The sequence below is a fragment of the Roseateles sp. P5_E1 genome, assembly GCF_054049335.1.
Genome location: NZ_JBFUMN010000017.1, coordinates 19,275 through 46,134, shown reverse-complemented (window position 1 = coordinate 46,134; position 26,860 = coordinate 19,275). Strand labels below are relative to the sequence as shown.

General features: G+C 68.8%; 28 protein-coding genes. 10 read left to right on the top strand and 18 right to left on the bottom strand.

The window, feature by feature from the left end:
- Positions 1-210 precede the first annotated feature (210 nt).
- Genes ACXJKJ_RS15420 through ACXJKJ_RS15405 form a run of 4 tightly spaced genes read left to right on the top strand, consistent with a single transcriptional unit; the run spans position 211 to position 4,718 of the window.
- Positions 211-1,251, top strand: a complete 1,041-nt coding sequence (locus ACXJKJ_RS15420) for an ABC transporter substrate-binding protein (protein WP_457324601.1) — start codon at positions 211-213, stop codon at positions 1,249-1,251.
- Positions 1,248-2,720 (top strand): sensor histidine kinase, encoded by a 1,473-nt coding sequence (locus ACXJKJ_RS15415; RefSeq protein ID WP_457390812.1) that lies wholly within the window; start codon positions 1,248-1,250, stop codon positions 2,718-2,720. Before ACXJKJ_RS15420 ends, ACXJKJ_RS15415 begins: the two co-directional genes overlap by 4 nt.
- A complete protein-coding gene (locus ACXJKJ_RS15410) occupies positions 2,686-3,141 on the top strand; it encodes a response regulator (protein ID WP_056193887.1) in 456 nt (151 codons plus the stop codon). Before ACXJKJ_RS15415 ends, ACXJKJ_RS15410 begins: the two co-directional genes overlap by 35 nt.
- Positions 3,138-4,718, top strand: a complete 1,581-nt coding sequence (locus ACXJKJ_RS15405) for a response regulator (RefSeq protein WP_457390810.1) — start codon at positions 3,138-3,140, stop codon at positions 4,716-4,718. The genes ACXJKJ_RS15410 and ACXJKJ_RS15405 overlap by 4 nt, the downstream gene beginning before the upstream one ends.
- Positions 4,719-4,859: 141 nt before the next feature.
- Here ACXJKJ_RS15405 and ACXJKJ_RS15400 read toward each other — a convergent pair whose 3' ends face one another.
- Positions 4,860-5,681: a hypothetical protein gene (locus tag ACXJKJ_RS15400; RefSeq protein WP_457390808.1), complete on the bottom strand. Its 822-nt coding sequence runs from the start codon at positions 5,679-5,681 to the stop codon at positions 4,860-4,862.
- A 78-nt stretch (positions 5,682-5,759) separates the two neighbouring features.
- On the opposite strand from ACXJKJ_RS15400, the gene ACXJKJ_RS15395 reads away from it, so the two are divergent.
- Positions 5,760-6,485 carry a hypothetical protein gene (locus ACXJKJ_RS15395; protein WP_457390807.1) on the top strand — a complete coding sequence of 242 codons (726 nt, stop codon included), beginning with the start codon at positions 5,760-5,762 and terminating at the stop codon, positions 6,483-6,485.
- Here the strand turns inward: ACXJKJ_RS15395 and ACXJKJ_RS15390 are convergent.
- The 13 genes from ACXJKJ_RS15390 to ACXJKJ_RS15330 form a co-directional block, all read right to left on the bottom strand.
- Positions 6,449-7,468 carry a glycoside hydrolase family 88 protein gene (locus ACXJKJ_RS15390; protein ID WP_457390805.1) on the bottom strand — a complete coding sequence of 340 codons (1,020 nt, stop codon included), beginning with the start codon at positions 7,466-7,468 and terminating at the stop codon, positions 6,449-6,451. The genes ACXJKJ_RS15395 and ACXJKJ_RS15390 overlap by 37 nt on opposite strands.
- Before the next feature lie 23 nt (positions 7,469-7,491).
- Positions 7,492-8,817, bottom strand: coding sequence for a chromate efflux transporter (gene chrA, locus ACXJKJ_RS15385; RefSeq protein WP_457390879.1), 1,326 nt, complete (start codon positions 8,815-8,817; stop codon positions 7,492-7,494).
- A 46-nt stretch (positions 8,818-8,863) separates the two neighbouring features.
- Positions 8,864-9,493, bottom strand: coding sequence for a tetratricopeptide repeat protein (locus ACXJKJ_RS15380; protein WP_457390803.1), 630 nt, complete (start codon positions 9,491-9,493; stop codon positions 8,864-8,866).
- Positions 9,490-9,855, bottom strand: coding sequence for a cytochrome c-type biogenesis protein (locus tag ACXJKJ_RS15375; protein ID WP_457390801.1), 366 nt, complete (start codon positions 9,853-9,855; stop codon positions 9,490-9,492). Before ACXJKJ_RS15375 ends, ACXJKJ_RS15380 begins: the two co-directional genes overlap by 4 nt.
- The gene (locus ACXJKJ_RS15370; RefSeq protein WP_457390800.1) at positions 9,848-10,372 is read right to left on the bottom strand and encodes a DsbE family thiol:disulfide interchange protein; all 525 of its coding nucleotides are present in this window, start codon (positions 10,370-10,372) and stop codon (positions 9,848-9,850) included. Before ACXJKJ_RS15370 ends, ACXJKJ_RS15375 begins: the two co-directional genes overlap by 8 nt.
- On the bottom strand, positions 10,369-12,294 hold the full coding sequence (locus ACXJKJ_RS15365; protein ID WP_457390799.1) for a heme lyase CcmF/NrfE family subunit: 1,926 nt from the start codon (positions 12,292-12,294) through the stop codon (positions 10,369-10,371). The genes ACXJKJ_RS15370 and ACXJKJ_RS15365 overlap by 4 nt, the downstream gene beginning before the upstream one ends.
- Complete coding sequence (ccmE, locus tag ACXJKJ_RS15360) at positions 12,291-12,713, bottom strand: cytochrome c maturation protein CcmE (RefSeq protein WP_056193920.1); 423 nt, start codon at positions 12,711-12,713, stop codon at positions 12,291-12,293. Before ccmE ends, ACXJKJ_RS15365 begins: the two co-directional genes overlap by 4 nt.
- A gap of 91 nt (positions 12,714-12,804) precedes the next feature.
- On the bottom strand, positions 12,805-13,557 hold the full coding sequence (ccmC, locus tag ACXJKJ_RS15355; protein WP_457390798.1) for a heme ABC transporter permease CcmC: 753 nt from the start codon (positions 13,555-13,557) through the stop codon (positions 12,805-12,807).
- Positions 13,558-14,220 (bottom strand): heme exporter protein CcmB, encoded by a 663-nt coding sequence (gene ccmB / locus ACXJKJ_RS15350; RefSeq protein WP_457390797.1) that lies wholly within the window; start codon positions 14,218-14,220, stop codon positions 13,558-13,560.
- Positions 14,220-14,840, bottom strand: a complete 621-nt coding sequence (ccmA, locus tag ACXJKJ_RS15345; RefSeq protein ID WP_457390796.1) for a heme ABC exporter ATP-binding protein CcmA — start codon at positions 14,838-14,840, stop codon at positions 14,220-14,222. The genes ccmB and ccmA overlap by 1 nt, the downstream gene beginning before the upstream one ends.
- A gap of 110 nt (positions 14,841-14,950) precedes the next feature.
- Positions 14,951-15,691 (bottom strand): hypothetical protein, encoded by a 741-nt coding sequence (locus ACXJKJ_RS15340; protein ID WP_457390794.1) that lies wholly within the window; start codon positions 15,689-15,691, stop codon positions 14,951-14,953.
- 104 nt (positions 15,692-15,795) lie between these two features.
- On the bottom strand, positions 15,796-16,947 hold the full coding sequence (locus tag ACXJKJ_RS15335) for a serine hydrolase domain-containing protein (protein WP_457390792.1): 1,152 nt from the start codon (positions 16,945-16,947) through the stop codon (positions 15,796-15,798).
- 31 nt (positions 16,948-16,978) lie between these two features.
- On the bottom strand, positions 16,979-17,458 hold the full coding sequence (locus ACXJKJ_RS15330; protein WP_056193933.1) for a VOC family protein: 480 nt from the start codon (positions 17,456-17,458) through the stop codon (positions 16,979-16,981).
- Between the two features lie 93 nt (positions 17,459-17,551).
- Here ACXJKJ_RS15330 and ACXJKJ_RS15325 point away from each other — a divergent pair, with 93 nt between their 5' ends.
- A complete protein-coding gene (locus ACXJKJ_RS15325; protein WP_457390791.1) occupies positions 17,552-18,595 on the top strand; it encodes a DUF3500 domain-containing protein in 1,044 nt (347 codons plus the stop codon).
- On the opposite strand, the gene ACXJKJ_RS15320 is transcribed toward ACXJKJ_RS15325, so the two are convergent.
- The 4 genes from ACXJKJ_RS15320 to ACXJKJ_RS15305 all read right to left on the bottom strand — a co-directional run bounded on the left by ACXJKJ_RS15320 (position 18,582) and on the right by ACXJKJ_RS15305 (position 22,287).
- On the bottom strand, positions 18,582-19,583 hold the full coding sequence (locus ACXJKJ_RS15320) for an NADP-dependent oxidoreductase (RefSeq protein ID WP_457390789.1): 1,002 nt from the start codon (positions 19,581-19,583) through the stop codon (positions 18,582-18,584). The genes ACXJKJ_RS15325 and ACXJKJ_RS15320 overlap by 14 nt on opposite strands.
- Positions 19,580-20,416, bottom strand: coding sequence for an oxidoreductase (locus ACXJKJ_RS15315; RefSeq protein ID WP_457390877.1), 837 nt, complete (start codon positions 20,414-20,416; stop codon positions 19,580-19,582). The genes ACXJKJ_RS15320 and ACXJKJ_RS15315 overlap by 4 nt, the downstream gene beginning before the upstream one ends.
- Before the next feature lie 141 nt (positions 20,417-20,557).
- Entirely contained in the window at positions 20,558-21,163 is a 606-nt protein-coding gene (locus ACXJKJ_RS15310) for a TetR/AcrR family transcriptional regulator (RefSeq protein WP_457390788.1), read from the bottom strand.
- Positions 21,164-21,207: 44 nt separating this feature from the next.
- Complete coding sequence (locus tag ACXJKJ_RS15305; protein WP_457390787.1) at positions 21,208-22,287, bottom strand: DUF6081 family protein; 1,080 nt, start codon at positions 22,285-22,287, stop codon at positions 21,208-21,210.
- Between the two features lie 437 nt (positions 22,288-22,724).
- On the opposite strand from ACXJKJ_RS15305, the gene ACXJKJ_RS15300 reads away from it, so the two are divergent.
- From ACXJKJ_RS15300 to ACXJKJ_RS15285, 4 genes are read left to right on the top strand one after another with little or no spacing between them, the layout of a single operon-like run.
- The gene (locus tag ACXJKJ_RS15300; RefSeq protein WP_056193954.1) at positions 22,725-23,198 is read left to right on the top strand and encodes a rhodanese-like domain-containing protein; all 474 of its coding nucleotides are present in this window, start codon (positions 22,725-22,727) and stop codon (positions 23,196-23,198) included.
- Complete coding sequence (gene epsC / locus ACXJKJ_RS15295) at positions 23,198-24,121, top strand: serine O-acetyltransferase EpsC (RefSeq protein ID WP_457390786.1); 924 nt, start codon at positions 23,198-23,200, stop codon at positions 24,119-24,121. The genes ACXJKJ_RS15300 and epsC overlap by 1 nt, the downstream gene beginning before the upstream one ends.
- 40 nt (positions 24,122-24,161) lie before the next feature.
- Positions 24,162-25,085 (top strand): family 2A encapsulin nanocompartment shell protein, encoded by a 924-nt coding sequence (locus ACXJKJ_RS15290; RefSeq protein WP_457390785.1) that lies wholly within the window; start codon positions 24,162-24,164, stop codon positions 25,083-25,085.
- Positions 25,060-26,859, top strand: a complete 1,800-nt coding sequence (locus ACXJKJ_RS15285) for a family 2A encapsulin nanocompartment cargo protein cysteine desulfurase (protein WP_457390784.1) — start codon at positions 25,060-25,062, stop codon at positions 26,857-26,859. Before ACXJKJ_RS15290 ends, ACXJKJ_RS15285 begins: the two co-directional genes overlap by 26 nt.
- The last annotated feature ends 1 nt before the right edge of the window (position 26,860 follow it).

Sequence of the window (26,860 nt, the reverse complement as noted above, 5' to 3'; positions counted from 1 at the left end):
AGGGCCAAAGCATTGCCAGATTTGCTTGAACTGGCAACGGAGAAATCTCCTATGCCGCAGTTTGGACAAGTTAGGTCATACGTCACGCAACAGGCCTTGCAAGACGCTAGCCGTGCCCGTACTCTTCGTTCAAACGAGCTTAGACAACACACTTAACCCGTTATCCATGTGGCCTACATGGCCTTGGCGTGGTGGGTGCGGGAGGACCAAATGAGCGCTCCGACCCCGGCGGGTCGCGGTCTGAACCGCCGTCTGAATCGCCGTCATCTGGCAGGCCTGGCCTCACTCGCCGTGCTTGCCACGGCGTTTGGCCTGAGCCGGCGCCGGTCCGGCCCGCCCTTGGCGCCCGAGCGGCTCTCGATTGCGCTTCCCCAGGCGCCGCATGCCGGTCTTATTCACATCGCCGCGGCACGGGGCTTCTTCGATGAACGCGGTCTGGCAGTGACGGTGCTGCCGCAAACCCATGGCAAAGCTGCGCTGGCCGAGCTCCTGCGAGGCGGCGCGGACCTCGCCGCCGCGGCCGACGTGCCCATCGTCATCGAGGTGCTCAAAGGTGCGCCGCTGAGCATGGCGGCGGCGGTGGCGAGCGCCTCCAACGAACTGGCCGTGCTGGCGCGTCGCGACCGCGAAATCAGCTCACCGGCCGGCCTGCAGGGGCGCCGGGTGGGCGTCACCCTCGGTACCAGCGGCGAATACTTCCTGTGGGCCTTCATGGTGCGCCATCGCCTGGCCCCGCAGTCGCTGATCCTCGTGGACCTGCCGCCAACCCGCCTGATCGCCGCGCTGCGCGACGGCAGCGTGGACGCCATCGCCGCCTGGCAGCCGGTCCGGCATGAAGCCGAGCTGGCCCTGGGCAGCGCCATCATCTCGTTCAGTGCACCCGATGCCTATGCCCAGAACTACGTGCTTGTCGGCCGCAGCGAATTCATGTCCACCCGCGGCGAGGCTTTGCGCCGACTGCTGCTGGCCCTGCTGGATGCCGAGCGTTTCGTGCAGCTCGACCCCCAGCAGGCGAAGACGCTGCTGGCAGCACGCCTGAAGCTCGACCCCGAGGCGCTCGAGCCGGCCTGGCAGGCGCTGGATCTGGAGGTCGATCAGCAGCAGGCCCAGTTGGTCACGCTTGAAGACGTGGCGGGCTGGGCGATGGCGCGCGGTTATGCGCCCACGCAGCCGATGCCGAACTTCCTGTCCCATCTGAGCCTCGACGCCTTGCTGGCCGCGAGCCCGGGGCGGGTGACGGTGGTGCGATGAAGATCAGCAGCAAGGCCCGGATCGCCGCAGCGCTGATGTTCGGCGCCATGGTGCTGATCGCTGCCAGCATCGGCTGGGCGAACACCCAGGTCAGTGCCGCTGTCAAGCAGCGCCGCCACAGCGCCGCGATCGCCAGCGCGCTCAACGACATCCGCATGGTCACCTTCGAATACCTGCTCAACCGTCGCGAACGCGCCCGATTGCAGGAACAGGCGGTCTGGCAGCGTCTTGAAGGCCTGCTTGCATTGCCGACCGGCCTTGACGATGCCGCAGCCAGGACACTGGCCGAGCTGCGTGCCAACGGCGAGGCCAGCCACCGCTTGTTCGGCGAAGTTGTGCCCACGCGAGCCGCCGGTGGCGTCGCCGACGAGGTCCAGCAGCGCTTCGAGGTCCAGATCTCCAGCCGGCTGCTGATCCTGCAGCAAAGAAGCCTCGTCGACGCGGCCAAGCTGATTGACGATGCGGGCGTTCGTATCGACGAGACGCAACAGCGAGTGGTCCTCGTGACGGCCGCGGGACTGGTGTTGATGGCGCTGATCACGGGGGCTGCCGTCTGGATGTTCCGGCGCGACGTGCTCCGCCCTATCGCGCGGCTCGAGCAGGCCACTCGCGAGGTGGCCGCCGGCAACTGGTCGTTCGAGCTCGATGTCGGCAGCGCCGATGAACTCGGCGAGATGGCGCGCCACTTTGACGCGATGACGCGCGCGCTGCGGGATTCCTTTGGCCAGCTCGAGCTCAGCAATCGGGAACTCGTCTCGCTGAACAATGAGCTCGAGTCATTCAGCTACTCGGTCTCGCACGACCTGCGCAGCCCCCTTCGCAGCATGGATGGCTTCTCGCTGGCTTTGATCGAGGACTATGGCGATCAGCTCGACGATGAGGCCCGTGACAGCCTGCAGCGCATCCGCGCCGCCAGCCAGCGCATGGGTCGCCTGATCGACGAGCTGCTGGGCCTGGCGCGGGTGACGCGAGCCGAGCTGCGCATTCAGGAGGTGGACATCAGCACCATGGTCCACGAGATGGCGGCCACACTGGCCCGGAGTCAACCCAAGCGCCAGGTGCGCTGGGAGATCGACGAGGGCATCAGGGTGCAGGCCGACCGGGAGCTGATCCACATCGCGCTGCAGAACCTGCTCGAAAACGCCTGGAAATTCACGGGCAAGACCGCCGACGCCGTCATTCGCGTGGGCATGCGCCATGAAGGCAGGGACCGGGTCTGTTTTGTTGCCGACAACGRTGCAGGCTTCGACATGGCCTACGCCGATCGCCTGTTCGGCGCCTTCCAGCGCCTTCACCACGAAAGCGATTTCCCGGGCACCGGCGTCGGCCTGGCGATTGTTCAGCGTGTGCTGCGCCGCCATGGCTGGCCGTTATGGGCCCAGGCCAGCCTCGGCAGTGGCGCCACATTCTTCTTCCGTATCCTGGAGCAAACCGATGAGCGACGAGAGCAAGGTCATCCTGCTGGTTGAAGACAACCCGGACGATGTCGCGCTGACGCTGCGCGCATTCAAGCGCAGCCATCTGATGAATCCGCTGGTTGTCGCCCGTGACGGCGTGGAAGCGCTCGATTTCCTGTTTGCGCGTGGTGCCCATGCCCATCGTGCTGAGGCGGCGCTGCCAACACTGATCATCCTCGACTTGAAGCTGCCCCGACTGGATGGGCTTGGCGTGCTCAAGGCGATGCGCGCCGACCCCCGCACGGCGTTGCTTCCGGCAGTGATCCTGACCTCGTCGAAGGAGGAGCAGGACATCGTTTCGGGCTACAAGCTGGGCGCCAACAGCTATGTGCGCAAGCCCGTCGACTTCACCGAGTTTCTCGAGGCGGTCAAGGTGCTCGGTATTTACTGGCTCGCACTCAACCAATTGCCGCCGCGGCCGGCGTCGTCATGAATCAACGGCCGATCAGGGTTCTTGCCGTCGAGGACTCGGAAAACGACGCCCGCCTGGCGATGCGCCTGCTGCGCCGCGCCGGCTTCGCGCCTGATTTCCACCGGGTCCAGGATCTGGCGGCGCTGCAGTCAGCCCTTGTCCAGGGCCCGTGGGATGCGGTGATCTCCGACTTCAGCATGCCGGGCTTCAGCGGCCTGGAAGCGCTCACCACCTTCCGTGCGAGCGGTCTGGACATCCCCTTCATCTTTGTCTCCGGCACGATCGGCGAGGAAACGGCTGTGGTCGCGATGAAGGCCGGTGCCAACGACTATGTGATGAAGGACAACATGAGTCGGCTTGCGCCGGTGCTCGAGCGCGAGCTCGTCCAGGCCGCTCGCCGGGCCGCGCATCGAGAGGCGGAGGCCGAGTTGAGACGCTTCGAGGCACAGCTCGGCGAGGCGCAAAAGATGGAATCCCTCGGGACGCTCGCAGGCGGCATCGCCCACGACTTCAACAACATCCTTGGCGCGATCCTCGGCAATGTCGAACTCGCGCGAGGTGAACTCGAGGCCGACCATCCCGCGCTGACGATGTTGGGCGAGATCCAGAAGGCCGGCCTGCGCGCACGCGACCTTGTTCGTCAGATCCTGACCTTCAGCCGCCGCCAGCCGCAGCAATTGCGCAACGTCGCGCTGCGGCCGATCGTCGACGAAACCTACGGCTTGCTGCGCGTGACGCTGCCAGCTGGCGCTGAACTCGAATTGAGCCTGAGCGATGAGCCTCTGCATGTCGATGGCGACGCCACCCAGCTCCAGCAGGTGCTGATGAATCTGAGCACGAATGGCTGGCACGCGTTGCGTGGCGAGGTCGGCAAGATCGTCATCGGCCTTGAGGCGGTGCATCTGGACGCGGCCACGGCCCGTGCCCTGTCCGGGCTGGTCGCCGGCCCCTATGCCCATTTGTGGGTGAGTGATACGGGCATGGGCATGGACGCCGCGACACGCGAGCGGATCTTCGAGCCCTTCTTCACGACCAAACCAACGGGGCAGGGCACGGGCCTGGGCCTGTCGGTGGTCCATGGCATCGTCGTCGCCCATCAGGGCAGCATTGCCGTGGACAGCCTTCCCGGTCAGGGCAGCACCTTCCACCTCTACCTGCCTGCCGTCAATCCGCCGCTGCCGGCGATGAGCGTCGAGCGCCTGTCGGATGCACCGTCCCTTGGGCACGGCGAGCACGTGATCTATCTGGACGACGACGAGACCGTCGTGCTGGTCGTCGTGCGCCTGCTGGAGCGTGCCGGCTACCGCTGCAGCGGCTTCACCGAGGCAGCCGCTGCGCTTGCGGCCCTGGGCGCCGCACCCGATGCGGTGGACTTGTTCGTGACCGACTACAACATGCCTGTCCGCTCAGGCCTCGACGTCGCACGCGAGATCGCCTCCCTCCGCCCCGGGTTGCCTGTGGTGATCAGCTCAGGCCTGATCACCGACGAATTGCGCGAACAAGCGACGGCCGCGGGTGTGCGCGCCGTGCTTGAAAAGGAAGACACCTTCCGCGACCTGACCGCACTGGTTGGGCGGCTCCTGGCCGCTGCCAGGTGAGCTTACCGGTGGTGCGTGCGCCGCTCCTTCGTTTCGCGTTGGACAACACATCCATTGGCCGGCGAGATCACCGTCTCTTGAAGGATTCCCGCGATAGATTTCGCGCAAAACGCATAGATGTCCCGGTGATGACCAAGTTCTTCAGCGGCCTGAGGGCTCCGCCTTTTCCGCGGGTTGGATGTGTAGACCCGAAAGCGCAGGCAATGCCAGCAGGAGTTCGCGCTGCTCATTGCCAACGCCATACAGCAGGCGCAAGCGCTGCGGCGCCGGTGTGACGGGGAAGAACGCGCTGCGCCGCAGTTCGGCGCCAGGGGCGAGGTCGGCCGGCAACTGGAAGCCGCGCCGCTTGATCTCATACTCGATCACCAGGGATTCGGCGTTGACTTTGCTCTGCGTTCGATAGGCCGAGATGCCGCCCACCAGCAGGGCCAGAGGCAGGATCGGCGCCATCACGGTGTAGCCGGCCGCACTTGCCAGCACCAGCACACCGGCCACTGCCCCGCTGGAGCCAATCACCACGATGCGCCCGGCCGTTTTCATGGCGTCGACGTTGCGTGTCGTCTCGCTCTTGAGCTGATCGGGTGCGGTGGTGTGGTTGACGTTGTCGAGGACGTCGTTGGCGAGCGAGATCGAGTGCAGCCGGACTGGTGTGCTGCTGTCGTTGCGCACGACCAGCGCGTACTCATCCCAGTCGGCTTCGCGCACCCAGCTGGCCGCATCGTTGCGGACGATGACTTGCTGCACATCGAGCTTGATGCCGTCCGCCGTTTCGGCGCGCCAGCCAAGTGCCGTCGTGGCGTCGAGGGCAGGCGGGTGCAGCAGCCGTGATTGGCCGGCACAGCCACCGAGCAGCAGCGCCGTGGTGGCGACGAAAACGGCGCATGCGGCGACCCTGAGGATTCCTGCGACGAAGCTTGCGGGTGGCTGCATGTGCACCTTCGAACGGAATCCATCGGGCCGCATGCACTATAGGCGTGGGCGGCCGCCCTCGCGGTGCCAACGCTTGCGGTAGATTCGCTTCGCCCCCCAACGCCCATCGACATGAACCGCCTGCAGTCCGAGTTGCATCGCTTGTACCTTTTGACCTCGCCGGATCTGGGCGGGCATTTGATCGATGGCGCGGGCCAGGTACGGGCAATGGTCATGGAGCTGACCGGCCCAGCCAATTGGGACGAACTGTCCAAGGTCTGGCGCGGCGTGCAGGCCGATCTTGAGCTGCCCGCTCCCGCCATCGCCGTGTCGGGCAGCGACGGGCTGCAGCTGTGGTTCTCGCTGCAGGAGCCGATCAGCGCATTGCGTGCGGCGGCGTTTCTCGCCCATCTGCAGGCACGCTACCTGGCCGGCGTCGCGCCGGCACGCCTGCGGTTGAGTCCATCGGCAGCCGGCCAGACCTTCGACGCAGCGCTCGTGCCGGCGCAGCAGGACGCCACGGAAAACTGGTCCGCCTTCGTCGCGCCCGACCTCGCCCCGGTGTTTGCCGACACACCCTGGCTGGACATCCCGCCGGGCATCGAAGGGCAGGCTGACCTGCTCGCGCGGCTGGAGAGCATCAAGCCGGACGCTCTGGCCGCCGCGATGCAACGGCTGCAGCCCGTGGTCTCTACCGGCTCATCGCCCGCAGCTCAACCGTCGAGCGCAGATGTGGAGCCCAAGCGCTTCCTGCAGCAGGTGCTGAACGACGAGACGGCCGCGCTGGCCTTGCGGGTCGAGGCGGCGAAGGCGTTGTTGCGCTATGCCGAGCAGCCAGGCTCCCGGCAGAACGACTGAACCGCCAGCAACACCATTGCCGCCGCCCGATCGTCCCGGCCGTGCACGATGGGCCGCTGCAGATAGAAGTCCAGCGTCGGCCCGGCCGGCGTGCCGGCGCAGACATCGCGGAAGCCGCCTGTTGCATCGATGCGCGACTGCATGCCCGCCCAGGCGCGCGTGACGGCCGCGTCTGCCACGCCGGCGGGCAGCCAGCCGTGGCTGCGGGCCACGGTCAGCGCGGTCACACTCATCGCCGTCACGGTCAGCTCGGGCTGGGCGCTGGACTGGTCCAGCACCTGGCGCCAAAGGCCGTCCGCGGCCTGCAGGGGCAGCAGTGCGTGCAGATGGTTTTGCAGGCGTCCGAGCAGGGGTGCTGCGGCGAAAAAACCCTGCAGCGGGCCGGCGAGGGCTTGCGCAAGGGCGAGCGACGCGAAGCCGTTGCCGCGGCCCCAGGCGACTGGGGAAGCCTCGGCGTGGTCAAAGAGGCCGTCGGGCCGCTGCAGTCGGTCAGAGAGATGCAGCAGCGCAGCGGTCAGGGCGACGGCCGCGCGCTTGCGTTCCTGCGCGGGCAGCAGGGGCGCGGTGCGGTCCAGCAGCAGCGTGGCCATGAACATGTCGTCCGTCCACGAGCGCAAGCCGGCGAGGCGCGGGCCGGCGGCGGTGTCAGCCAGCACCGAGCGCAGCGCCTGCACGGCCAGCGCGCCGGCCGCCGTGTCGCCGTCGAGCGTCGCCGCTTCCGCCAGTGCCGCATAGCCGGCCAGGCGCGGCCAGTCGGTGGGCATGGCATAACCCGGCGCGTTGACGGCCTCGCGCAGGGCTGCCGTGGCGGTGCGCGCCGTCTCGGGCCGGCCAAGATGCCTCTGTGCCGAGACCAGCAGGGCGTTGACGTAATGGGGCGTTGGCGTGGCGACGTACTGTGAGGCGATGGATAGCGCCAAGCGCCGTGCGTCGCTCGCTGGCGGCTGGGCCGCCGGGTGCGCGCTGGTGGCGACGGCGCCCAAGGCAATGCAGGCCTGGCGCCGCCTCACAGCAGCGTGGTGGCCAGGCCGATCGCCGCGCACAGGCCCAGCAGCGGCATGACGCCCAGCTTGAAGCGAAACAGCGCGATGCCAGCGCCCGCGGCGATCAGCGCCGAGACCGCGTCGAAGCGCCCGCCAAAGCCCTGGGGCCACAGCACGTGATACGCGAAGAACACGGCCAGGTTGAGGATGACGCCGACGACTGCCGCCGTGATAGCCGTCAGTGGTGCGGTGAACTGCAGCTTGCCGTGCGTGGACTCGATGACCGGGCCGCCGGCCAGGATGAAGACAAAGGACGGCAGGAAGGTGAAGAAGGTGACGACGCTCGCCGCCGCGGCGCCGGCCAGGAAGAGCGAGTCCGGCCCGAAGAGCTGCTTCACCCAGCCGCCGACGAAGCCGACGAAGGCGACCACCATGATCAGYGGCCCCGGCGTCGTCTCGCCCAGGGCCAGGCCGTCGATCATCTGCGTGCCGGTCAGCCACTGGTGCTGCTCGACGGCGCCCTGGTAGACATAGGGCAGCACCGCATAGGCGCCGCCAAAGGTCAGCAGTGCGGCCTTGGTGAAGAACCAGCCCATCTGCGTCAGCGCGCCTTGAAAACCGTGGACGGCGACGAGGCCAGCCATGGCGGCCAGCCACAGCCCGAGGCCGATGGCGAGCACGCGCGCAAGGCGGCCGCGGCTGAAGCGGGCATGGGCCGGCGTCGGCGTGTCGTCGTCGATGAGGGCCGGGCCGTAGTCCTGCTTGGCAGCACCGTGGCCGCCGCCGAGGGCGAAAACCTGCGGCGCCAACCGGCCGCCGATGTGGCCGATGAGGGCAGCGGCCAGCACGATCAGCGGGAAGGGTGCGTCCAGCGCAAAGATGGCGACAAAGGCGGCGGCAGCGATGCCCCACAGCCAGCCGTTCTTCAGCGCCCGCGTGCCGATGCGGTGGGCCGCATGCACGACCAGGGCCGTCACGGCGGGCTTCAAGCCATAGAACAGGCCGGCCACGACGGGCAGCTTGCCCCAGGCCATGTAGACCCAGGCCAGCGCGACGAGGATGAAGAGGGACGGCAGCACGAACAGCGCGCCGGCGACGATGCCACCCCAGCTGCGGTGCATCAGCCAGCCGATGTAGGTGGCGAGCTGCTGGGCCTCGGGGCCGGGCAGGACCATGCAGTAGTTCAGCGCGTGCAGGAAGCGCTTCTCGCTGATCCAGCGGCGCCGCTCGACCAGCTCGGTGTGCATGATGGCAATCTGSCCGGCSGGCCCGCCRAAGCTGATGAAGCCGAGCTTGAGCCAGAAGCGGAAGGCTTCCCAGAAGCTGACGGGGCGGGGCGGCGAGTCGATGGCGGGGCTCCGGGCTGAAGACGGTCAGCCGCAATGTAGGGCCTGTTCAACGGGCCTGCGCCTTCGCGATGCTGTCGCGCAGCGAGGCGGCGATGTCGCTGTCGGCCGGCACCTCGGCCAGCACGCGGCGCCAGTAGCCCACAGCCGCCGCCGTGTCGCCGCGCTCATGGGCGGCGCTGCCGAGCAGGGCCAGCGTGGGCACATGGCGCGGGTCGAGCTTGAGGGCGCGCTGCAGCAGCGCCTCGGGCTCGCCAGCGAGGCCCTGGCCTTGCACCAGGGCGAGGGTGACAGCGTGCTGGCTCAAGGGCTGCGGGTCGGCGGGGCGCAGCCGTTCGAGCTGCGCGTAGGCGGGCAGGGCGTCCTGCAGGCGGCCCAGCTGCTCGTAGGCGCGGGCCAGCAGGGCCCAGCCTTCGGCGTCGTCGGGCGTGCGCTGCAGGCGGTCGGCCAGGCGCTGCACCATCTGCTGAACGGGGTTGGCGGGCGGCGTAGGCGGCGGGTTGATGGCGTCGGGTCGGCCGAGTTGGACGTAGAGCAGGCTGGCAGAGAGCGGCAGGGCCAGTCCCAGGACTGCAGCGGTGCGCCATGCGCGTGGGCTGTTGGGGCCCAGCAGGGCCGGCGCGAGAGGCAGCAGCGAGGCCAGCGTCAACACGACGGCGGCGAGGATGAATAGGCTCATCGCGGCTCCTCGCGCCGCCGGCCCTGGCGCAGATAGACACCGGCACCGATGGCCAGCAGTGCCAGCGGCCCGAACCAGAGCGGCGCCGTGCCGGCGTGCAGGGCGGGGCGGTAGAGCACCTGCTCGCCATAGCGCTGCACCAGCTCCTCACGCAGCTCGACTTCGCTGCGGCCGGCGGCCAGGCCTTCGCGCAGCTGGCGCTTCATGTCGACGGCCAGCGGCGCGTTGGACTCGGCCACGCTCTGGCTCTGGCAGACGACGCAGCGCAGCTCCTGGGCCAGGCGCTCGACGCGGGTGTCGAGATTCTCGGCCTGCGCGACGAGCGCGGCGGTCAGCAGAACGATCGCGATGAGGCTACGCACTTTGCAGCCTCTTGATGAGCGGCAGCAAGCGCTTGTTCAAGTCTTCCGCCGTGACCGGCCCGGTGTGCCGCAGCCGCACGATGCCGCGACGGTCGATGACAAAGGTTTCGGGCACGCCGGTGATGCCCCAGGCCAGGCTGCCCTTGCCTTGCGGGTCCAGCCAGGTCAGCGCATACGGGTTGCCGTGGCGCTTCAGGAAGCCCAGGCCCAGCTCGGGCGTGTCGCGGTAGTCCAGGCCGACGACGCGCACGCCGCTCTGTTCGGCCAGCTGACCCAGCACCGGCAGCTCGGCACGGCAAGGCGCGCACCAGGAGGCGAACACATTCAGCACCCAGACCTGGCCTTGCAAGGCCAGGCTTTCGCCGTCCAGGCGCTCGAGGTCGAGCACGGGCGCAGGTTTGCCGATCAGGGGCGAAGTGGGCTCCGCCAGGGCATCTCGGTTCAGGCCGCGTGCGAGCAGCGTAACGAGGGCTGCGCTGGCCAGCAGCGGAACGAGGGTGGCGAGCTTGGGTTTCATGGCGTCGACAGCGCGGGGACGAAGTTGGGCTGCAACTCGGCGCGCGGGCTGCGTCCCCGAGCGAGTGCGCCCCAGAGGCCACCGACGGCCATCAGCAGCGCGCCGATCCACACCCAGCTCATGAAGGGCTTGATCTGCAGGCGCAGCGCCCAGCGCCCGTCGACATCGGCATCGYCCAGGCTGACGTAGACGTCGCGCCACGGGCCGCGCGAGATGGCCGCCTCGGTCATCGCAGACTGCCGACGGGTATAGACGCGCTTCTCCGGCGACAGCGTGATGACCTCACCGCCGTGTTGCCACACCAGCTTGGCCCGGGCGGCGCGGTAGTTGGCGCCGTCCACGGCCTCCAGCCTTTCGAAGCGCAGCAGATGGCCTGCCACGAGCACCTGCTCGCCGGGCGCGAGTTGCAGGTCATGCGCCTGCTCCAGGCTGCGCACCAGCGTCACGCCCAGCACGAAGACGGCGATGCCGGCGTGGGCCAGCCACAGCGGCAGGTTGTGCCGCCAGGCGGCGCGTTGGCGCCAGGCCAGCGCCACGGTGCCGCCCAGTGCCCACAGGCCTGTGGCGATGCCGGCAGCCAGCCACAGCGAGCCCTGCAGCGCGAGCGCCAGCACCGCAGCACTCGCCAGCGCCGCCAAGGCCAGCGGTAGTAGCGGCCTCACGACGCCGAGCGCGGCTACTCGCCAGCGCGCCAGCGGCCCGACGACGAGCAGGGCGACGAGGGGCAGCATGATGGGCGGGAAGACGGTATCGAAGTAGGGGGCGCCGACCGACAGCTTGGTGCCCGAGATAACCTCGGCCGCCAGCGGGTAGAGCGTGCCCAGCAGCACGGTGCCCGTGGCCGTGGCCAGCAGCAGGTTGTTCAGCAGCAGCAGCGATTCGCGCGAGCCTAGAGCGTAGCCCTCGGCCGCGGGCAGGCGCCCCACGCGCAGCGCGTAGAGCGTGAGCGACCCACCCACCGCCAGGCCCAGCAGCGCCAGGATGAAGAGGCCCCGGGCCGGATCGCTAGCGAACGCGTGGACCGAGCTGACCACGCCCGAGCGCACGAGGAAGGTGCCCAGCAACGACAGCGCAAAGGCCAGCAGTGCCAGCAGCACGCTCCAGCGCAGGAAGCCCGGCCGCTTGTCGGCCACGGCCAGCGAATGGATCAGCGCCGTGCCCAGCAGCCAGGGCATGAAGGCCGCGTTCTCGACCGCATCCCAGAACCAGAAGCCACCCCAGCCCAGTTCGTAATAGGCCCAGAAGCTGCCGAGCAGGATGCCGCCCGTCAGCGCCGACCACGCGGCCAGCACCCAGGGCCGGGCCCAGCGCGTCCAGCGCGCGTCGGGCGCGTCGTCCAGCAGGGCCGCCACCGCGAAGGCGAAGCCGACCGCGAAACCCACATAGCCCATGTAGAGCAGCGGCGGATGGGCCGCCATGCCGGGGTCCTGCAGCAGCGGGTTCAGGTCGCGGCCCTCCAGCGGCGCGGGCAGCAGCCGAGCAAAGGGGTTGGACGTGAAGGCGATGAAGGCGAGGAAGCCAGCCGCCACGGCGCCAAGCACGCCCTGCACGCGCGCCGCGAAGGCGGGCGGTAGCTTGCGGCTGCGGGCGGCCACCAGCGCGCCCCAGGCCGCCAGCATCCATACCCACAGCAGCAGCGAGCCCTCGTGCCCGCCCCAGCTCGCCGTGATGCGATAGCCCAGCGGCAGCTCGTGGCTGGCGTTGGCGGCGACGTAGGCGACCGAGGTGTCGAGCTGGATGAAGCTGGCGACCAGCGTGGCGAAGGCGGTGCTGACGAGGCCGAAGCCGACGGTGGCCAGGGGCCGCGCAAGAGCCATCCAGCGCGTGCGGCCGGACTGTGCGCCCCACAGCGGCAGTAGCGCCTGCGCGAGTGCGACCGCCAACGCCAGCAGCAGTGCGAACTGGCCGAGTTCGGGCGTCATCTTGCGCTCGCTTGTTTGAGCGCCGCGGCAGCCTCGGGCGGCATGTAGCTCTCGTCATGCTTGGCCAGCACCTCGTCGGCGACGAAGCCCAGGCCGGCCAGCTTGCCCTGCGCGACCACGCCCTTGCCTTCGCGAAACAGGTCGGGCAGCGGGCCGCGGTAGCTCACGGCGACGTCGCGTGCACCGTCGGTGACCGTGAAGCTCATCAGGCCGTCGGCGCCGCGCTGCACTGAACCAGGCGCCACCATGCCGCCGAGCCGAAAGCGCGTGCCGGCCGGCGCTTCACCGCGCACGATCTCGCTGGGCGTGACGAAGAAGACGAGGTTCTGGCGGAAGGCCTTCAGCACCAGGCCTCCGGCCATTGCGAGCAGGGCCAGCATGGCGAGCAGGCCGAGGAGGCGGATGTGGCGGGGTTTCATCGGCGGAGGGACCACAGCTCGACGGCGATGCCTAGGGCCACGGCCGTGAGTGAAGCCCAGACATAGAACGCGTGGGCGCCGAAGAGCTCGCTCATGCCAGGCTCCCAAGCGCACGTGGCCAGCGCGCCTCGGACTCGACCCGGGCCTGCAGCAGCCGCCTCGCCCGCGCCAGCACGACAGCGCCGGCATAGGCCCAGAACCCCAGCGTCGACAGCAGCAGCGCCGCCAGCATCTCCGGCGCGATCGCGCTGCCGCGCGCTGTGATGGAGGCGCCCTGGTGCAGGGTGTTCCACCAGCTGACTGAGAAATACAGCACTGGCAGGTTCAGCGCGCCAACCAGCGCCAGCAGCGCGCCGGCCTGGTCGCCGCGACGCGGGTCGTCGGGCGTGTCGACGGCCGAGGTCAGTGCGATGAAGCCGACATAGAGCAGGGCCAGCAGCAGGGCCGAGGTGAGGCGCGCGTCCCAGACCCACCAGGTGCCCCAGGTCGGCCGGCCCCAGAGCGAGCCGGTCAGCAGCGTCAGCACGGCGAACAGGGCGCCGGTGGGCGCCAGCGCGCGCATCAGCACGAAGGCCAGGCGCGTCTTCCAGGCCAGGCCCCACAGCGCCCAGAAGGCCATGGCGCCGTAGCAGACCATCGCGATCCACGCCGCCGGCACGTGCAGGTAGAGGATGCGGTAGGCCTCGCCCTGCTGGGCGTCGGTGGGCGCGATGAAGAGGCCGAGGGTGAGGCCGGTCGCTATGCCGAGTGCTGCCAGCAGCCACAGCGCGGGCAGCAGCCGGCCGGTCAGCGGCAGGAAGTGGGCGGGGCTGGCATAGCGCCAGAGCGGGTGCGGGGTGGTCATTCAATCCAACATCAGTGAGAGAGTGGCCGAGGTGGCCCAGGGGGCGAGGGCCAGCAGCACGGCCAGCCAGGCGCCGAGCAGCAGCAGGGCGGTGTCTGCATTCGCACCGCCTTGGGCCGCCGCAGTGCCGAAGACGAGCACCGGCACCTCCAGCGGCAGCAGCAGCAGGGCCAGCAAGCCGGCGCCGGCGCGCGCATGCAGCACCAGCGCCGCGCCCAGGCCGCCGAGCAGAGCCAGCGCGGGTGTGCCSAGCAGCAGGCTCAGCGCGAGTGGCGTCGGGTTGTCGATGCCGAAGGCCAGCGCCAGMAGCGGCGTGACGAGCACCAGCGGCAGGCTGCCCAAGGCCCAGTGCACGGCCAGCTTCAGCGCCACGGCAAAAGGGCGTGGCAGCGGCGCCAGCCACCATTGCTCCAGGCTGCCGTCGGCCAGGTCGGGTGCGAACAGGCGCGGCAGGGCCAGCAGGCTGGCCAGCAGTGCGGCAATCCACAGCAAGCCCGGCGCCAGCTCGCGCAACCTAGCCGGCTCGGGCCCGAGACCCAGGGGAAACATGGCGGCCACGCCGACGACGAAGCCCAGAGGCGTCAGCCATTCGGCCGGCTGGCGCAGCGTGCTGGACCACTCCCGCCGGGCGAGCGCCGCGGCGGCTTGGGCTGCGGCGCCCATCAGGGCCTCCCGAGCTGCAGGCTGCGGACGCTGCGCTTGAGCGGCAGGGCCTGGTGGCTGGTGAACACGACGCTGCCGCCTTCATCCGCATGCCGGTCCAGGCGTTGGGCGATGCGATCGGCCATCGCGGCGTCCAGCGCGGCGAGCGGCTCGTCCAGCACCCACAGCGGTGCAACCCGGGGAAGCCACAACTGCGCCAGGGCGACGCGGCGGCGCTGGCCCTCGGACAGCTGGGCCAGGCGCAGCCCGGCGGCGTCGTCCAGGCCGACCGGCGCGAGTGCCGCCAGGGCCTGTCCTTCAGTGCAAGGACGCCCGGCCAGCGCGGCGCTGCTGCGCAGCTGCTCGATGRCCGACAGCACGTCCTTGAGCCCGGGCCGGTGGCCGATGTAGAGCAAGTCGCGCTCCACATGCACCCGCCCCGCGCGCGGCGCGCTGAGGCCGCAGATCAGCCGCAGCAGGCTGGTCTTGCCGCTGCCGTTGGCGCCCTGCACCCACAGCAGCTGGCCGGGATGCAGGGCCAGGTCCACCTCTTCGAACAGCGGCCGCGCCCCACGCGACTGGCCCACGCGCTGCAGGATGAGCACGGGTGGCGCAGAAAGGGAAGCGAGGGCGAGAGACATGCCCGCCACTCTAGGCAGCGGGCCATGCCGCGCCAACGAAGCAAAACGACTGAGCTATTTCAGTTGGCGCTGCTTTTCGCGCTCAAGCCGTCAGGCTTCGGGGCGCGGGATCAAAGTCCAGCGCGCCGCAGCCACGCCTCGGCGTCGGTCGGGTGAATCTCGTCCGCAGACCGCAGGTTGCGCAGCACGCGGTAGCGGCTTTCGATGCCCACCAGCATCAGCACCCGTTTGCCGGCATGCGCGTGCACGGCGTCGCACAGCCGATCGGCGTGGTGCTGATCCCACTGGGCCTGCACCTGGGCAGCCTCCTGGCCCACCAGGCCCTCCTCGATCTCCCGCAGCGCAGCTACCAGCCGGTCCGTCTTCTCGCTGTTCACGTCGGCAGCAGAGCTCCACCCGCTGGCCAGCGCGCGATACGTGGCCTGCTTCAGCTCGTCGAGCGCCTTGGCGCCGGCCGGGTTCCGCTCACCGAAGGCCTTGTAGGCCTGGCCCACCGAGCCCGTCAGCTGATTGAACAAGGCTTCGTCCGGTTCCGATCCCAGAGCCGGGATGCCGTTGGCATCGAGGTAGGGAAAGATGACGTCGAGGTACTCGACCTTGCCGGGCCAGACCTTGCGGGTGCGCAGTTCCTTGGGCGTGACGTCCAACACCAGCACATCGGGCTTCACGGCCTCGAGGACCTGGCGGAGCACGGGCAGGCCGTAGGCTGGCACCAGCTTGTGCCGCGAGTACAGGGTGGAGACAACGAACACCTCGCCTTGGGTCGCGAGCGCTGCCCTGGTGGCAGCCGGCGCAGCCGCCAGCACGCCGAGCAAGACCCGTCTCGACCAGTCACGCCTCATGGGGTTCATGCAGATCCTGTGCCATTGAAGGCCTGCAATCTAGGTCGACGCGCGCAGGAGGTCGGGCTCATGCGACGAAACGGGCTGGGGCGCGATGAGGTTGGCTTATCCGCCTACAAACCCGCTGCCCGCGCCGCCAGCGTGCCCAGCTCGCCATACAGCGGCAGCACATTGGTGCCTGCGGCTGGGTGCACGCGGTTGGACAGCAGCACGAAAAAGCTGCGGCTCGTCGGGTCCAGCCAGAAGGCGCAACCGGTGAAGCCGGTGTGGCCAAAACTGGTGGGCGGATAGAGGCTGCCGCGCGGGCGCGCATAGGGCGAGGCGATGTCCCAGCCCATGCCGCGCTGCTCGGCAAGGTCGGGCGGGGACTGCGGCGTCGTCAGCAGGGCCACGCTTTGCTCGGACAGCAGGCGTCGGCCGTCCTCGCCCACGCCGCCGGCCAGCAGCATGCGCGCGAAGCGGGCCAGGTCCGCCGTCGTCGTGAACAGGCCTGCATGGCCGGCCACGCCGCCCATCTTGCGGGCGGTCGGGTCGTGCACCTCGCCGCGCAGCACCTGGCCACCGGGCAACTTCTCGGTCGGTGCGACGCGTGAGGCGTCCATGCGGCGCAGCGGCAGATAGCCGCTGTCCATCATGCCCAGGGGCTGGAACAGGGCCTGCTCGGCCAGGCGTTCCAGCGCCACACCACTGGCGCGTTCGACGATCAGGCCGAGCAGGATGTAGTTGACGTCCGAGTAGCGGAACTGAGTGCCCGGCGCGGCGGCCAGGGGCAGGTCGCAGGCGATGCGCAGGGCGTCGTCCTTGCCGGCCCAGTCACCGGCGCCATTGCGGGGCAGGCCGGAGGGCAGGCCCGAGCTGTGCGTCAGCAGCAGGCGCAGCGTGATGCCGGCCTTGTCGGCGCCACCGCAGCCCGGCAGATAGCGCTGCAGCGGCGCTTCGAGGTCAAGCTGGCCGCGCTCGCGCAGCAGCTGCACCAGCGTGGCGGTGATGACCGGCTTGGTCAGCGAGGCGGCGTCGAAGACGGTGGCCTCGTCCAGCGGCTCGGGCGCCGGCTCGACGGCACCCTGGCCGTAGGCGCGGTGGTGGCTGCCATGGCCGACGCGCTCGATCCACACAGCGGCGCCCGGCAGCTGGCCCTGGGCGATGAAGCGCTCGACGGCCGCGTCGGCTTCGGCGAGCGGTTGGGGTGCGAGGCTGGGGCGGTGGGCGCAACTGACCAGCAGGGCGGCGGCCAGCAGCCCTGCGATGGTGAGGGCAGGTCTCATGGCCGGGATTCTCAGGGCCCGGCGGGCCCGCTCAACCGCGTCGTGCGGCCTCGATCTTGGCGATGTCGATCTTCTGCATCTCCATCATGGCCTCGAAGGCCCGCTTGGCAGCGGCGGGATCGGGGTCGCTGATGGCATCGATGAGCGCGCGCGGCGTGATCTGCCACGACAGCCCCCAGCGGTCCTTGCACCAACCGCACTGGCTTTCCTGCCCACCATTGCCGACGATGGCTTTCCACAGGCGGTCGGTCTCGGCCTGGTTGTCGGTGGCGATCTGGAAGGAGAAGGCTTCGCTGTGCTTGAACATCGGGCCACCGTTCAAGCCGATGCACGGGATGCCGGCGACGGTGAACTCCACGGTCAGCACATTGCCCTGCTTGCCGTCGGGATAGTCACCCGGCGCGCGGTGGACGGCGCCGACGCGGCTGTCGGGGAAGGTTTCGGCATAGAAGCGGGCGGCGGCTTCGGCGTCACCGTCGTACCAGAGGCAGATCGTGTTCTTGGCGGCCATGGGGGTCTCCTGAGTGAGTGGCCAGCCTAGGGCCGGCCTGGCCGAATGTTGATCCCTAGCAGAGGCCTTGGTGGTTACGTTATGTTGGGGGCCATGAAGCTCCGCCGTTCACTGCTGGCCAGTTCGGCCCTCCTGACCCTGCTTGCCGTCATGCCGAAGCTGCACGCCCAGGTGCCGGCCCCCGCCCAGGCAGCCCGACAGCTCGCGCAGGCCACGCCGGCGTCGCAGCGCGGCGATCTGCTGCACCCTTTCACCGACGCCGCCCGCAGTGACTGGCACTACACGCCGCGCCGCCGTGACGGCATCGCCTGGAAGGCCATGTCGCCCGCGCAGCGCGAGGCGACGACGGCCCTGCTGCGCACCGCGCTGAACGAGGGCGGCCTGGGCAAGGTCAGGGCGCTGATGGCGTTGGAGATCGCGCTGCGCCAGATCGAGAGCTCGGGCAGCTTTCGCGATCCCGAGAACTACGCCATCGCGATCTACGGCGAGCCGGGCGCGACTGGCTGGGGCTGGCGCATCGAGGGGCATCACCTGTCGCTGCACTTCAGCCTGGACGGCGACCGCTATGTGTCGACGCTGCCGCAATTCTTTGGCGCCAACCCGGCCGTCGTGCCTGCCGGGCCGCAGCAGGGCTTTCGCCTGCTGGGTAGCGAGGAAGACCTGGCCCGCCAATGGCTGGCCGGTCTGGCGCCGGCACAGCGTTCGCGCGCCATCTTCAGCACCCGCCCCTTTGGCGACATCGTCAGCGGCAATGCCGCGCGTGCCAGGCCGCTGGACGCCATGGGCCTGCCCTTCGCGGACATGGACGCCGGCCAGCAGGCCCAGGTGCTGAAGCTGATCACCGCCTTGGCCGACCACCTTCAACCCGATCTGGCCCAGGCTCGCCTGGGCCGCGTGCGCGCCGCGCCGCTCGACGGCATCCGCATGGGCTGGGCCGGATCAACGCAGGCTGGCCAGCCGTTTTACTTCCGCATCCAGGGCGCCAGCTTCCTCATCGAGTTTGACAACTCGGGTGGCAACCACATCCATTCGGTGTGGCGCGACTTCGACGGCGACTTCGGCCGCGATGTCCTGGGCGAGCACTACCGCAAGGCCGAGGGCAGCGCGCATCGCCACCGGTCGTCTACTTCACCTTGACCACCACCTTGCCCTTGGCCCGGCCTGTTTCGACATAGGCCAGCGCTTCGTTCGTCGATTCGAACGCAAAGACGCGATCCACGACCGGGCGTATCGCGCCGGCGTCAACCAGGCGAGTGATCTCGCGCAACTGTTGCCCGCTGGCGCGCATGAACAGGAATGAGTAGTTCAAGCCCAGGCGCGCTGCCGCCCGCCTGACGCCGGCGCTCAATAGACGCACGACGAGGCGCACGAACCACGGCGCGCCCAGGCCCTTTGCGAAGGCAGGATCGGGCGGGCCGGAGATCGAGATGAGGGTGCCGCCGGGCTTGAGCACGCGCAGGGACTTGTGCAATGCCGCGCTGTCCTGGCTGTGCAGCACGACGTCGTAGTCCTGCAGCACGCGCTCGAAGTCCTCGTTGCGGTAGTCGATGACGACGTCGGCGCCCAGGCGCTTCACGAGCTCGATGTTGGCGCCGCTGGTCGTGGTGGCGACAGTGGCCCCCACATGCTTGGCCAGCTGGATGGCGAAGCTGCCGACGCCACCGGAGCCGGCCTGGATGAAGACTTTCTGCCCCTTCTTCAGCTTGGCCCTCTCGATGAGGGCCTGCCAGGCGGTCAGGCCCACCAGTGGCAGCGACGCGGCCTCTTCCATGCTGAGCGCCTTGGGCTTGAGCGCCAGGGACGCCTCCTTGACGGCCACGTATTCGGCGAAGCTGCCGATGCGGAAGTCATCGGGCCGAGCATAGACCTCGTCGCCCGGCTTGAAACCTTGCACGCGCGGCCCGACTTCGGTGACGACGCCGGCCACGTCATGGCCCAGCACCAGGGGCAGGCGATAGGGCAGGATGAGCTTGAATTCGCCGTTCTTGATTTTGGCGTCCAACAGGTTCACGCCGGCGGCGTGGACCTGGACCAGCACCTCGTCATCGCGCAGCGTCGGGGCCGGCACCTCTGCCGACCGCAATGTGCGGTTCTTGCCGTAGCGGTCGAGGAGAAAGGCTTTCATGATGCGCTCGCCGACGATACCGCGTCGAGCTGCAGATCGCGCCGGATGCCGGCGTCCACCATGCTCGCGGGCGCGAACCGGCGCAGCAGTCGCAGGCGGCTCGCGAGCCCGCCGGCCGTGTAGCGGAGTTGCGGCTGAGCTGCGCTGGCGGCTTTCAGTACGACCTCGGCGACGACGTCGGGCTGGTCTGCGGTCGTCATCACTTGCCTCACCCTCTCGCTCACCGCCACACGGGCCTCGCGGTATGCATCGAGCTTGGCATCGGGCTCCAGGAAGTTGGCGTCGAACGGCGTCTTGGTGTAGGCCGGTTCGACGACCGAGACGCGGATGCCGCGGGTGCGCAGCTCGTGGTCGAGCGACTCGGAATAGCCTTCGACCGCGTGCTTGGTTGCGGCGTAGAGCGCGCCGTAGGGCATGGGCAGGAAGCCCAGCACGGAGCCGATGTTGATGATGCGGCCGCTGCCCTGGCGCCGCATGTGCGGCAGAACGGCCCGTGTCATGCGGACGATGCCGAAGAAGTTGGTGTCGAAGATGGCCTGCGCCTGCTCGATGGAGCTTTCCTCCGCGCCGGCCGGCGCGACGCCAAAGCCGGCGTTGTTGACGAGAAGGTCGATACGGCCCGCCAGCGCCATCACCTGGTCCACCGCAGCCTGGACCGAGTCGTCCAGCGTCACGTCCAGGGCCAGCATCTTGAATCCGCGCTGCCCCGCCTGCCGCCCTTGCCGGCTCGTGCCGTACACGGTGTAGCCGGCTTTCGCGAGCCGCTCGGCGGTGGCCTGGCCTATGCCTGAGGAGGCGCCCGTCACGAGGGCGATCTTGTTGTTCGTGTTCATGATGTTCTTTCGTCCGCGTGAAGAGGTCAGGAACTCGCCGGCGTACGCGGTGCGCGGCGGGTCAGGAAGGTTTGAATCTTTACTCGCATGATGTTCGTCATACTTAAGTGCGAACAAAAGGCCGACTGCATCGGTGAGGGTTCAGGGATGGGTGGGAGCCAGGCGCTTCAGCGCCGCGTCGAGCATGCTGCTCGACAGTGCAGGTTCGTCAACGGCGCGTGCCAGCAGCAGGGCGCCGACCATGGTCGCCAGGGTCACCAATGCGTGTTCATGCGCTGCGGGTTGCCCCCAATCAGGCGACTGGCGCGCAATCAGGTCCACCATCGCCTTGATGTGGCGGGTGGTCACCCGGCGCACCTCGGGAGCCTGGCGGGATGTCTCCGAGCCCAGGGCCGCCAGTGGGCAGCCGAGTTCCACCTGCTCGACGTGGGCCTTGGAGAGGTAGGCGTGCAGCATGGTCTCCAGGGTCTTGTCGGGCGGCGTGTGGGCCACGGCGTCAGCCACGGCGGCGGCTGCCTGGGCACAGGCCAGCCCGGCCGCCTCCGCCAGCATGGCCTCGCGGGACGGGAAATGGGCGTAGAAGGCGCCGTGGGTCAGCCCGGCCTCCTTCATGATGTCGGCGACGCCCGTGCCGTCGTAGCCGCTGCGGCGGATGGCTCGTGCCGCGGCCGACACGATGCGTTCGTGCGAGGCCTCCTTGGCCGCGGCTCTGGCGTTGCTTGCTGTATTTCGCATGACGATCATCATACGTCATGCGATCCGGGGCTGTCGTGATTTTTCTGGCGCTTGCCTCAGGCCGGGACCGTTCGCCGGCCCCGCAGTGCCACGCCGACCCCCATCAAGCCGGCCACCAGCATCGCCCAGCTGCCCGGCTCGGGCACCGAGGTGACGGTGAAGTTGTCGAAGCTCGCGTCCATGCCCTGGCCGAATAGGCGTTCCGACACCGGGACGGAGACGGCCAGGTCGGGTCGGTCGGGGTGCTGGAAGGGGAAGGCGTCGAGCAGGCTGAAGAGGCCGTGGCCGATGGTCAGGTTGTGGATCTTGCCGCCCAGGGCCTCGCCCGGGCCATAGGACGGATAGACGCCGGACCAGTTGGCGCCCTGCTGGTCGAGCGGGATGCCGACGTTGTCGACCTGGGACACCAGTGCACCGTCGAGGAAGTAGCTGACGCTGCCGGCATCGCTGTAGCTGATGGAAGCCGTGTGCGGCCCGGGGCCGATGTCGATCTGCTTGATGATCTGCGTGTACATCTTGTCGATGCCGACGTAGCCCGGATCGCCCGGCAACAGCGCCGGGTTGGTGACCGACGACGGCAGGCGCTCGATCAGTGTGAAGGCGGTCGAGCCGGAGATGAACCAGTCGAACAGCTGGCCGGTGGAGAAATCGATCATGTTCATGACCGCACCAGCCTGCTGGCCTTCGAGGGCCGTGGCCGAATAGGGCAGGCCGCTCTGGATGTAGCTGCCGCTGATGACGCGGCCCGCCGCCTGGGTGTTGTGAGCCGTGGCGCTGATGGTGGAGGAGAAGGTCAGCGAGCCGCCGGTGGGCACGGCGAAGGCCTGGCTGCTGGTGGCGATGTACTTGAGGTGGTCGTAGACGCTGAAGTCATAGCCCGTCTGGAAGACCGGGGCCTTGATGGCGAAGCTGCCGCCCGAGAAGTCGCGCGTGTCGCCGAGGGCCATTTCGCCCAGGCCATAGGGGTTGACCCATTTGGCGCCATAGCTGGCCAGGGAATAGCCGGGCGTGTCGAAGCTGTCGTAGACGACGGTACCCGCCGTAGCTGGCGTTGCGGCCAGCGCCAACCCCGCAGCCAACACCAAGGTCGTGCGCTGCATGGCCGCGCGGGTCCAGTGAGTCTGGCTTGAGTTCATGAGTGCCCCTTGAATGAAGCTGCGTTGCTTCGCGGCTGACGATCAGGCCATGGAGTGGCGATCGGCCCACAGGGTTTCCCAGGTCAAGGGCGGTTGCTCATCAAGATTGGGGATGCCAGGGCGATGATCCGATGGTGGATCGGGCGGCTGGGCGGCTGAAGACTTAACCGCAGCTCATACCTCATGACGGTTTGGTCATCCAATCAGTCGCCAAGTTGACTGCCACGCCCGCCGCTCTGGCATTACGGTTGAGACTTCCTTGTTTGTCTCCTCCTCCCGCAAGGGTGGATTCAGCCCTTCGAACCGGTGCGCCGGTCGAAGGGCTTTTTCTTTGCCTGAGGGCCTTGCGTGCAAACCGCATAACTGTTCGCGTTTTGCTTCGTTTGCCGAAGAAGCCCTGAACCCTAGCCTTGCTCGGTTTTCGCATGAGAGCCGACATGAGCACCGTTGCTTTTGAAGAACCCGAAGTCCTGGCCCGCGCCCGCGAGGCTGCCCAGGCCGCTGTGCTGCCCTTCGCAGGCAGCGTCGCGCCGCGCGATGCCTGGGCCCTGGTCCAGGCGGGCCGAGCCGTCCTGGTCGATGTGCGCAGCGCCGAGGAGCGGCATTTCGTCGGCCATGTGCCGGGCAGCCTGCACGTGGCCTGGGCCACCGGCACCTCGCTGAACCGCAACCCGCGTTTCGCCAAGGAGCTGGACGCCAAGGTGGGCGGCAAATCCGGCAACGAGCTGCCGGTGCTGCTGCTGTGCCGCAGCGGCAAGCGCTCGGCGCTGGCTGCCGAGGCGGCGACCAAGGCCGGGCTGGCCAATGTCTTCAATGTGCAGGAAGGCTTTGAAGGCGACAGCGACGATCACCAGCAGCGCGGCCATTTCAATGGCTGGCGTTTCCACAGCCTGCCCTGGGTGCAGGACTGATGGATACGGTCGACGAGCTGTCGAGCATCGTCTCGGCGCTGCGTGGCGCGCGCCGGCGCTGGCGCGAGGAGCACCGTCGCTGGGACGCCGGTGGCCGCGAGCTGCCGTCGCGCGAGCTGCTGGCCGTCGTCGTGCAGCAGCTGGCTGGTGCGCTCTTCCCGATGCGCCTCGGGCCGCCCGACCTTCAGCCCGAGGGCGAGGACTATTACGTCGGCCACACGCTGGGCGCGGCGCTCTCCAGGCTGCGCCAGCAGGTAGCGCTGGAGCTGGGCCATGACGCGCGGCTGCGCGGTACCGAGGTGCCGACCTTCAACGACGCCGCCGAGCGCGTGGCCCGCTTCGCCGCCCGCCTGCCCGTCGTGCGCGAACTGCTGGACAGCGACGTCATCGCCGCCTTCCAGGGCGACCCGGCAGCGCGAAGCGTCGACGAAGTGCTGCTTTGCTACCCAGGCCTGCATGCGCTGATCAGCCACCGCCTTGCGCACGAGTTGTACCGTCTCGGGCTGCCGCTGATTGCTCGCGTGATCGCCGAGCTCGCCCATGCGCAGACCGGCATCGACATCCACCCTGGCGCGCAGATCGGTGCGGGTTGTTTCATTGACCATGGCACCGGCGTCGTCATCGGCGAGACGGCCGTGCTGGGCCAGCGTGTGCGCATCTATCAGAACGTCACGCTGGGCGCCAAGAGCATCCCGACCGACGAGGCCGGCCATGCCCACAAGGGCCAGCCGCGCCACCCCATCGTCGAGGACGACGTCGTCATCTACGCCGGCGCCACCGTGCTCGGCCGCATCACCATCGGCCGCGGCTCGGTCATCGGCGGCAATGTCTGGCTGACGCGCAGCCTGCCGCCGCAAAGCCGCATTTCCCAGGCGGCCTCGCAAGCCGATCCGAACTCAGCCTTCCAGGCGCTGAGCGCCTGACTTCCTCATCCCACCCACCGCCCCCAGGAGCCCTTTTCCCATGGCTGACACCCCTCAACTCGCGCTCAGCGACACTGCCGCGCGGCAGCTTGCGAACGCGACAAAAACCGTCCCGCAGCTCTCCACCATCACGCCGCGCTGGCTGACGCATCTGCTGCAGTGGATTCCGGTCGAGGCCGGCATCTACCGCCTCAACAAGGTGGCCGACCCCGAGGCCGTCAAGGTCGCCTGCGCCAAGCGCGACGAGGCCGAGCTGCCCGTCACCTTCGCCGACTACGACGCCGCGCCGCGCGAGTACTTCCTGAACGCGGTGGCCACCGTGCTGGACGTGCACACCCGCGTGTCCGACCTCTACAGCAGCCCGCACGACCAGATCAAGGAGCAGCTGCGCATCGTCATCGAGACGATCAAGGAACGCCAGGAGTCCGAGCTGATCAACAACCCCGACTACGGCCTGCTGGCCAATGTCGCGGATGAGCAGCGCATCTCCACCCTCACCGGCGCGCCCACGCCGGACGATCTGGACGACCTGCTCGGGAAGGTCTGGAAGGAGCCCGCCTTCTTCCTGACCCACCCGCTGGGCATCGCCGCATTCGGCCGCGAGTGCACGCGGCGCGGCGTGCCGCCGCCCACCATCAGCCTGTTCGGCAGCCAGTTCCTGACCTGGCGCGGCATCCCGCTGATTCCCAGCGACAAGGTGCCCGTCAACGACGGCAAGACCAGCATCATCCTGCTGCGCGTGGGCGACAAGCGCCAGGGCGTGGTGGGCTTGTATCAACCCGGCCTGCCGGGTGAGCAGGGGCCGGGCCTGTCGGTGCGCTTCATGGGCATCAACCGCAACGCGATCGCCTCCTACCTGATCAGCCTGTATTGCTCGCTGGCGGTGCACAGCGACGACGCGCTGGCCGTGCTCGAAGACGTGGAAGTGGGCAAGTACCATGAGTACCCTGACACCTACCGCTGACGTGGTCGAGAGCCCATTCGACGTCGCGGCGCTGGGCCGGTTGGCCAACGAGTTGTTCGGCAGCTTGAATGCAGGGTCGCTGCCTTCAGCGCAGCCGGTGCAGTCCGCTGGTGGCCTCAATGTGCCCGCCAACCCGCTGCCGCCCGGCTTGCCGAGCGGCCCGCTGCCCCAGCCCACCACCACCCAGTTCGGCGGCTTCGGCGCAGCGGCGCCCGGCCTCAACCTCGCGCCCACCGGCCCGGATCACGTCGCCGCATTGCTGCGCCCGTCACCCGCCCGGGCACCCCACGCGCAAGCTGGCAATGGCGTGCCCGACGTGCTGCTGACCAGCGTGCCCGGCATTGACGGCCGCGCCGGCGGCCAGCTGCTGGGCGTACCTCAGCAGATCTCGCCGTCGCAACGCGAAGCCGTGCCCTCGGGCTACTACTTCGTCGAGCCTTCGAGCGTGTCTCAGCAGCCATCGCTCTACGTGCTGGACCTGCAGCCACGCCACCCCGGCGCCGCAGGTCATCACGCTGGCGAACTGCCGAACAAGCATGTGCTGCAAGGCCAGCGCCAGCCCTTCGACGTGAACGCCATCCGCCGGGATTTCCCCATCCTGTCGGAGCGCGTCAACGGCAAGCAACTGGTCTGGTTCGACAACGCCGCCACGACGCAGAAGCCCAAGGCCGTCATCGACCGGCTGAGCTACTTCTACGAGCACGAGAACAGCAACATCCACCGTGCTGCCCACACTCTGGCCGCGCGCGCGACGGATGCCTACGAAGGTGCCCGCAAGACGGTGGCCAGGTTCGTCAATGCGCGCTCGGCGGATGAGGTCATCTTCGTGCGCGGTGCCACCGAGGCCATCAACCTCGTGGCCAACACCTGGGGCGAGCAGCACATCGGTGCGGGCGACGAGATCGTCGTCTCCCATCTGGAGCACCACGCCAACATCGTGCCCTGGCAGCAGCTCGCCGCGCGCAAGGGCGCGCATCTGCGCGTGATCCCGGTGGACGACACCGGCCAGGTCATCCTGAGCGAGGCGCAGAAGCTCATTGGCAGCCCGCGCGCCAAGCTGCTCGCCGTGACGCAGGTCAGCAATGCCCTGGGCACGGTGGTGCCGGTGCAGGAGCTGGTCGGCATGGCGCAGCGCCAGGGCGTGACGACGCTGGTGGACGGCGCGCAGTCGGTCTCCCACCTCGCGGTGGACGTGCAGGCCATCGGTTGCGACTTCTTCATCTTCAGCGGCCACAAGATCTTCGGCCCCACCGGCATCGGTGCGGTCGTCGGCCGCAAGGAGGTGCTGGACGCGATTCCGCCCTGGCAGGGTGGCGGCAACATGATTGCCGACGTGACCTTCGAGCGCACGGTGTTCCAGCCGGCGCCGGCGCGCTTCGAGGCTGGCACCGGCAATATCGCCGACGCGGCCGGTCTGGGCGCTGCGCTGGACTACGTCTCGCGCATCGGTCTGCACCACATCGCCCGCTACGAGCATGACCTGCTGGCCTACGCGACCGAGGCCATCCGCCCCATCCCGGGCGTGCGCCTCATTGGCACCGCGGCCGACAAGGCCAGCGTGTTGAGTTTCGTGCTGGCGGGCCATGAGACGTCAGCGGTGGGCAAGGCGCTGGCGGAGGAGGGCATCGCGGTGCGCTCCGGCCACCACTGCGCCCAACCCATCCTGCGCCGGTTTGGCGTGGAAGCGACCGTTCGGCCATCATTCGCGTTCTACAACACCTGCGACGAGATCGACCATTTCGTGTCGGTGGTGCGCCGGTTGGCGAGGGCTTGAA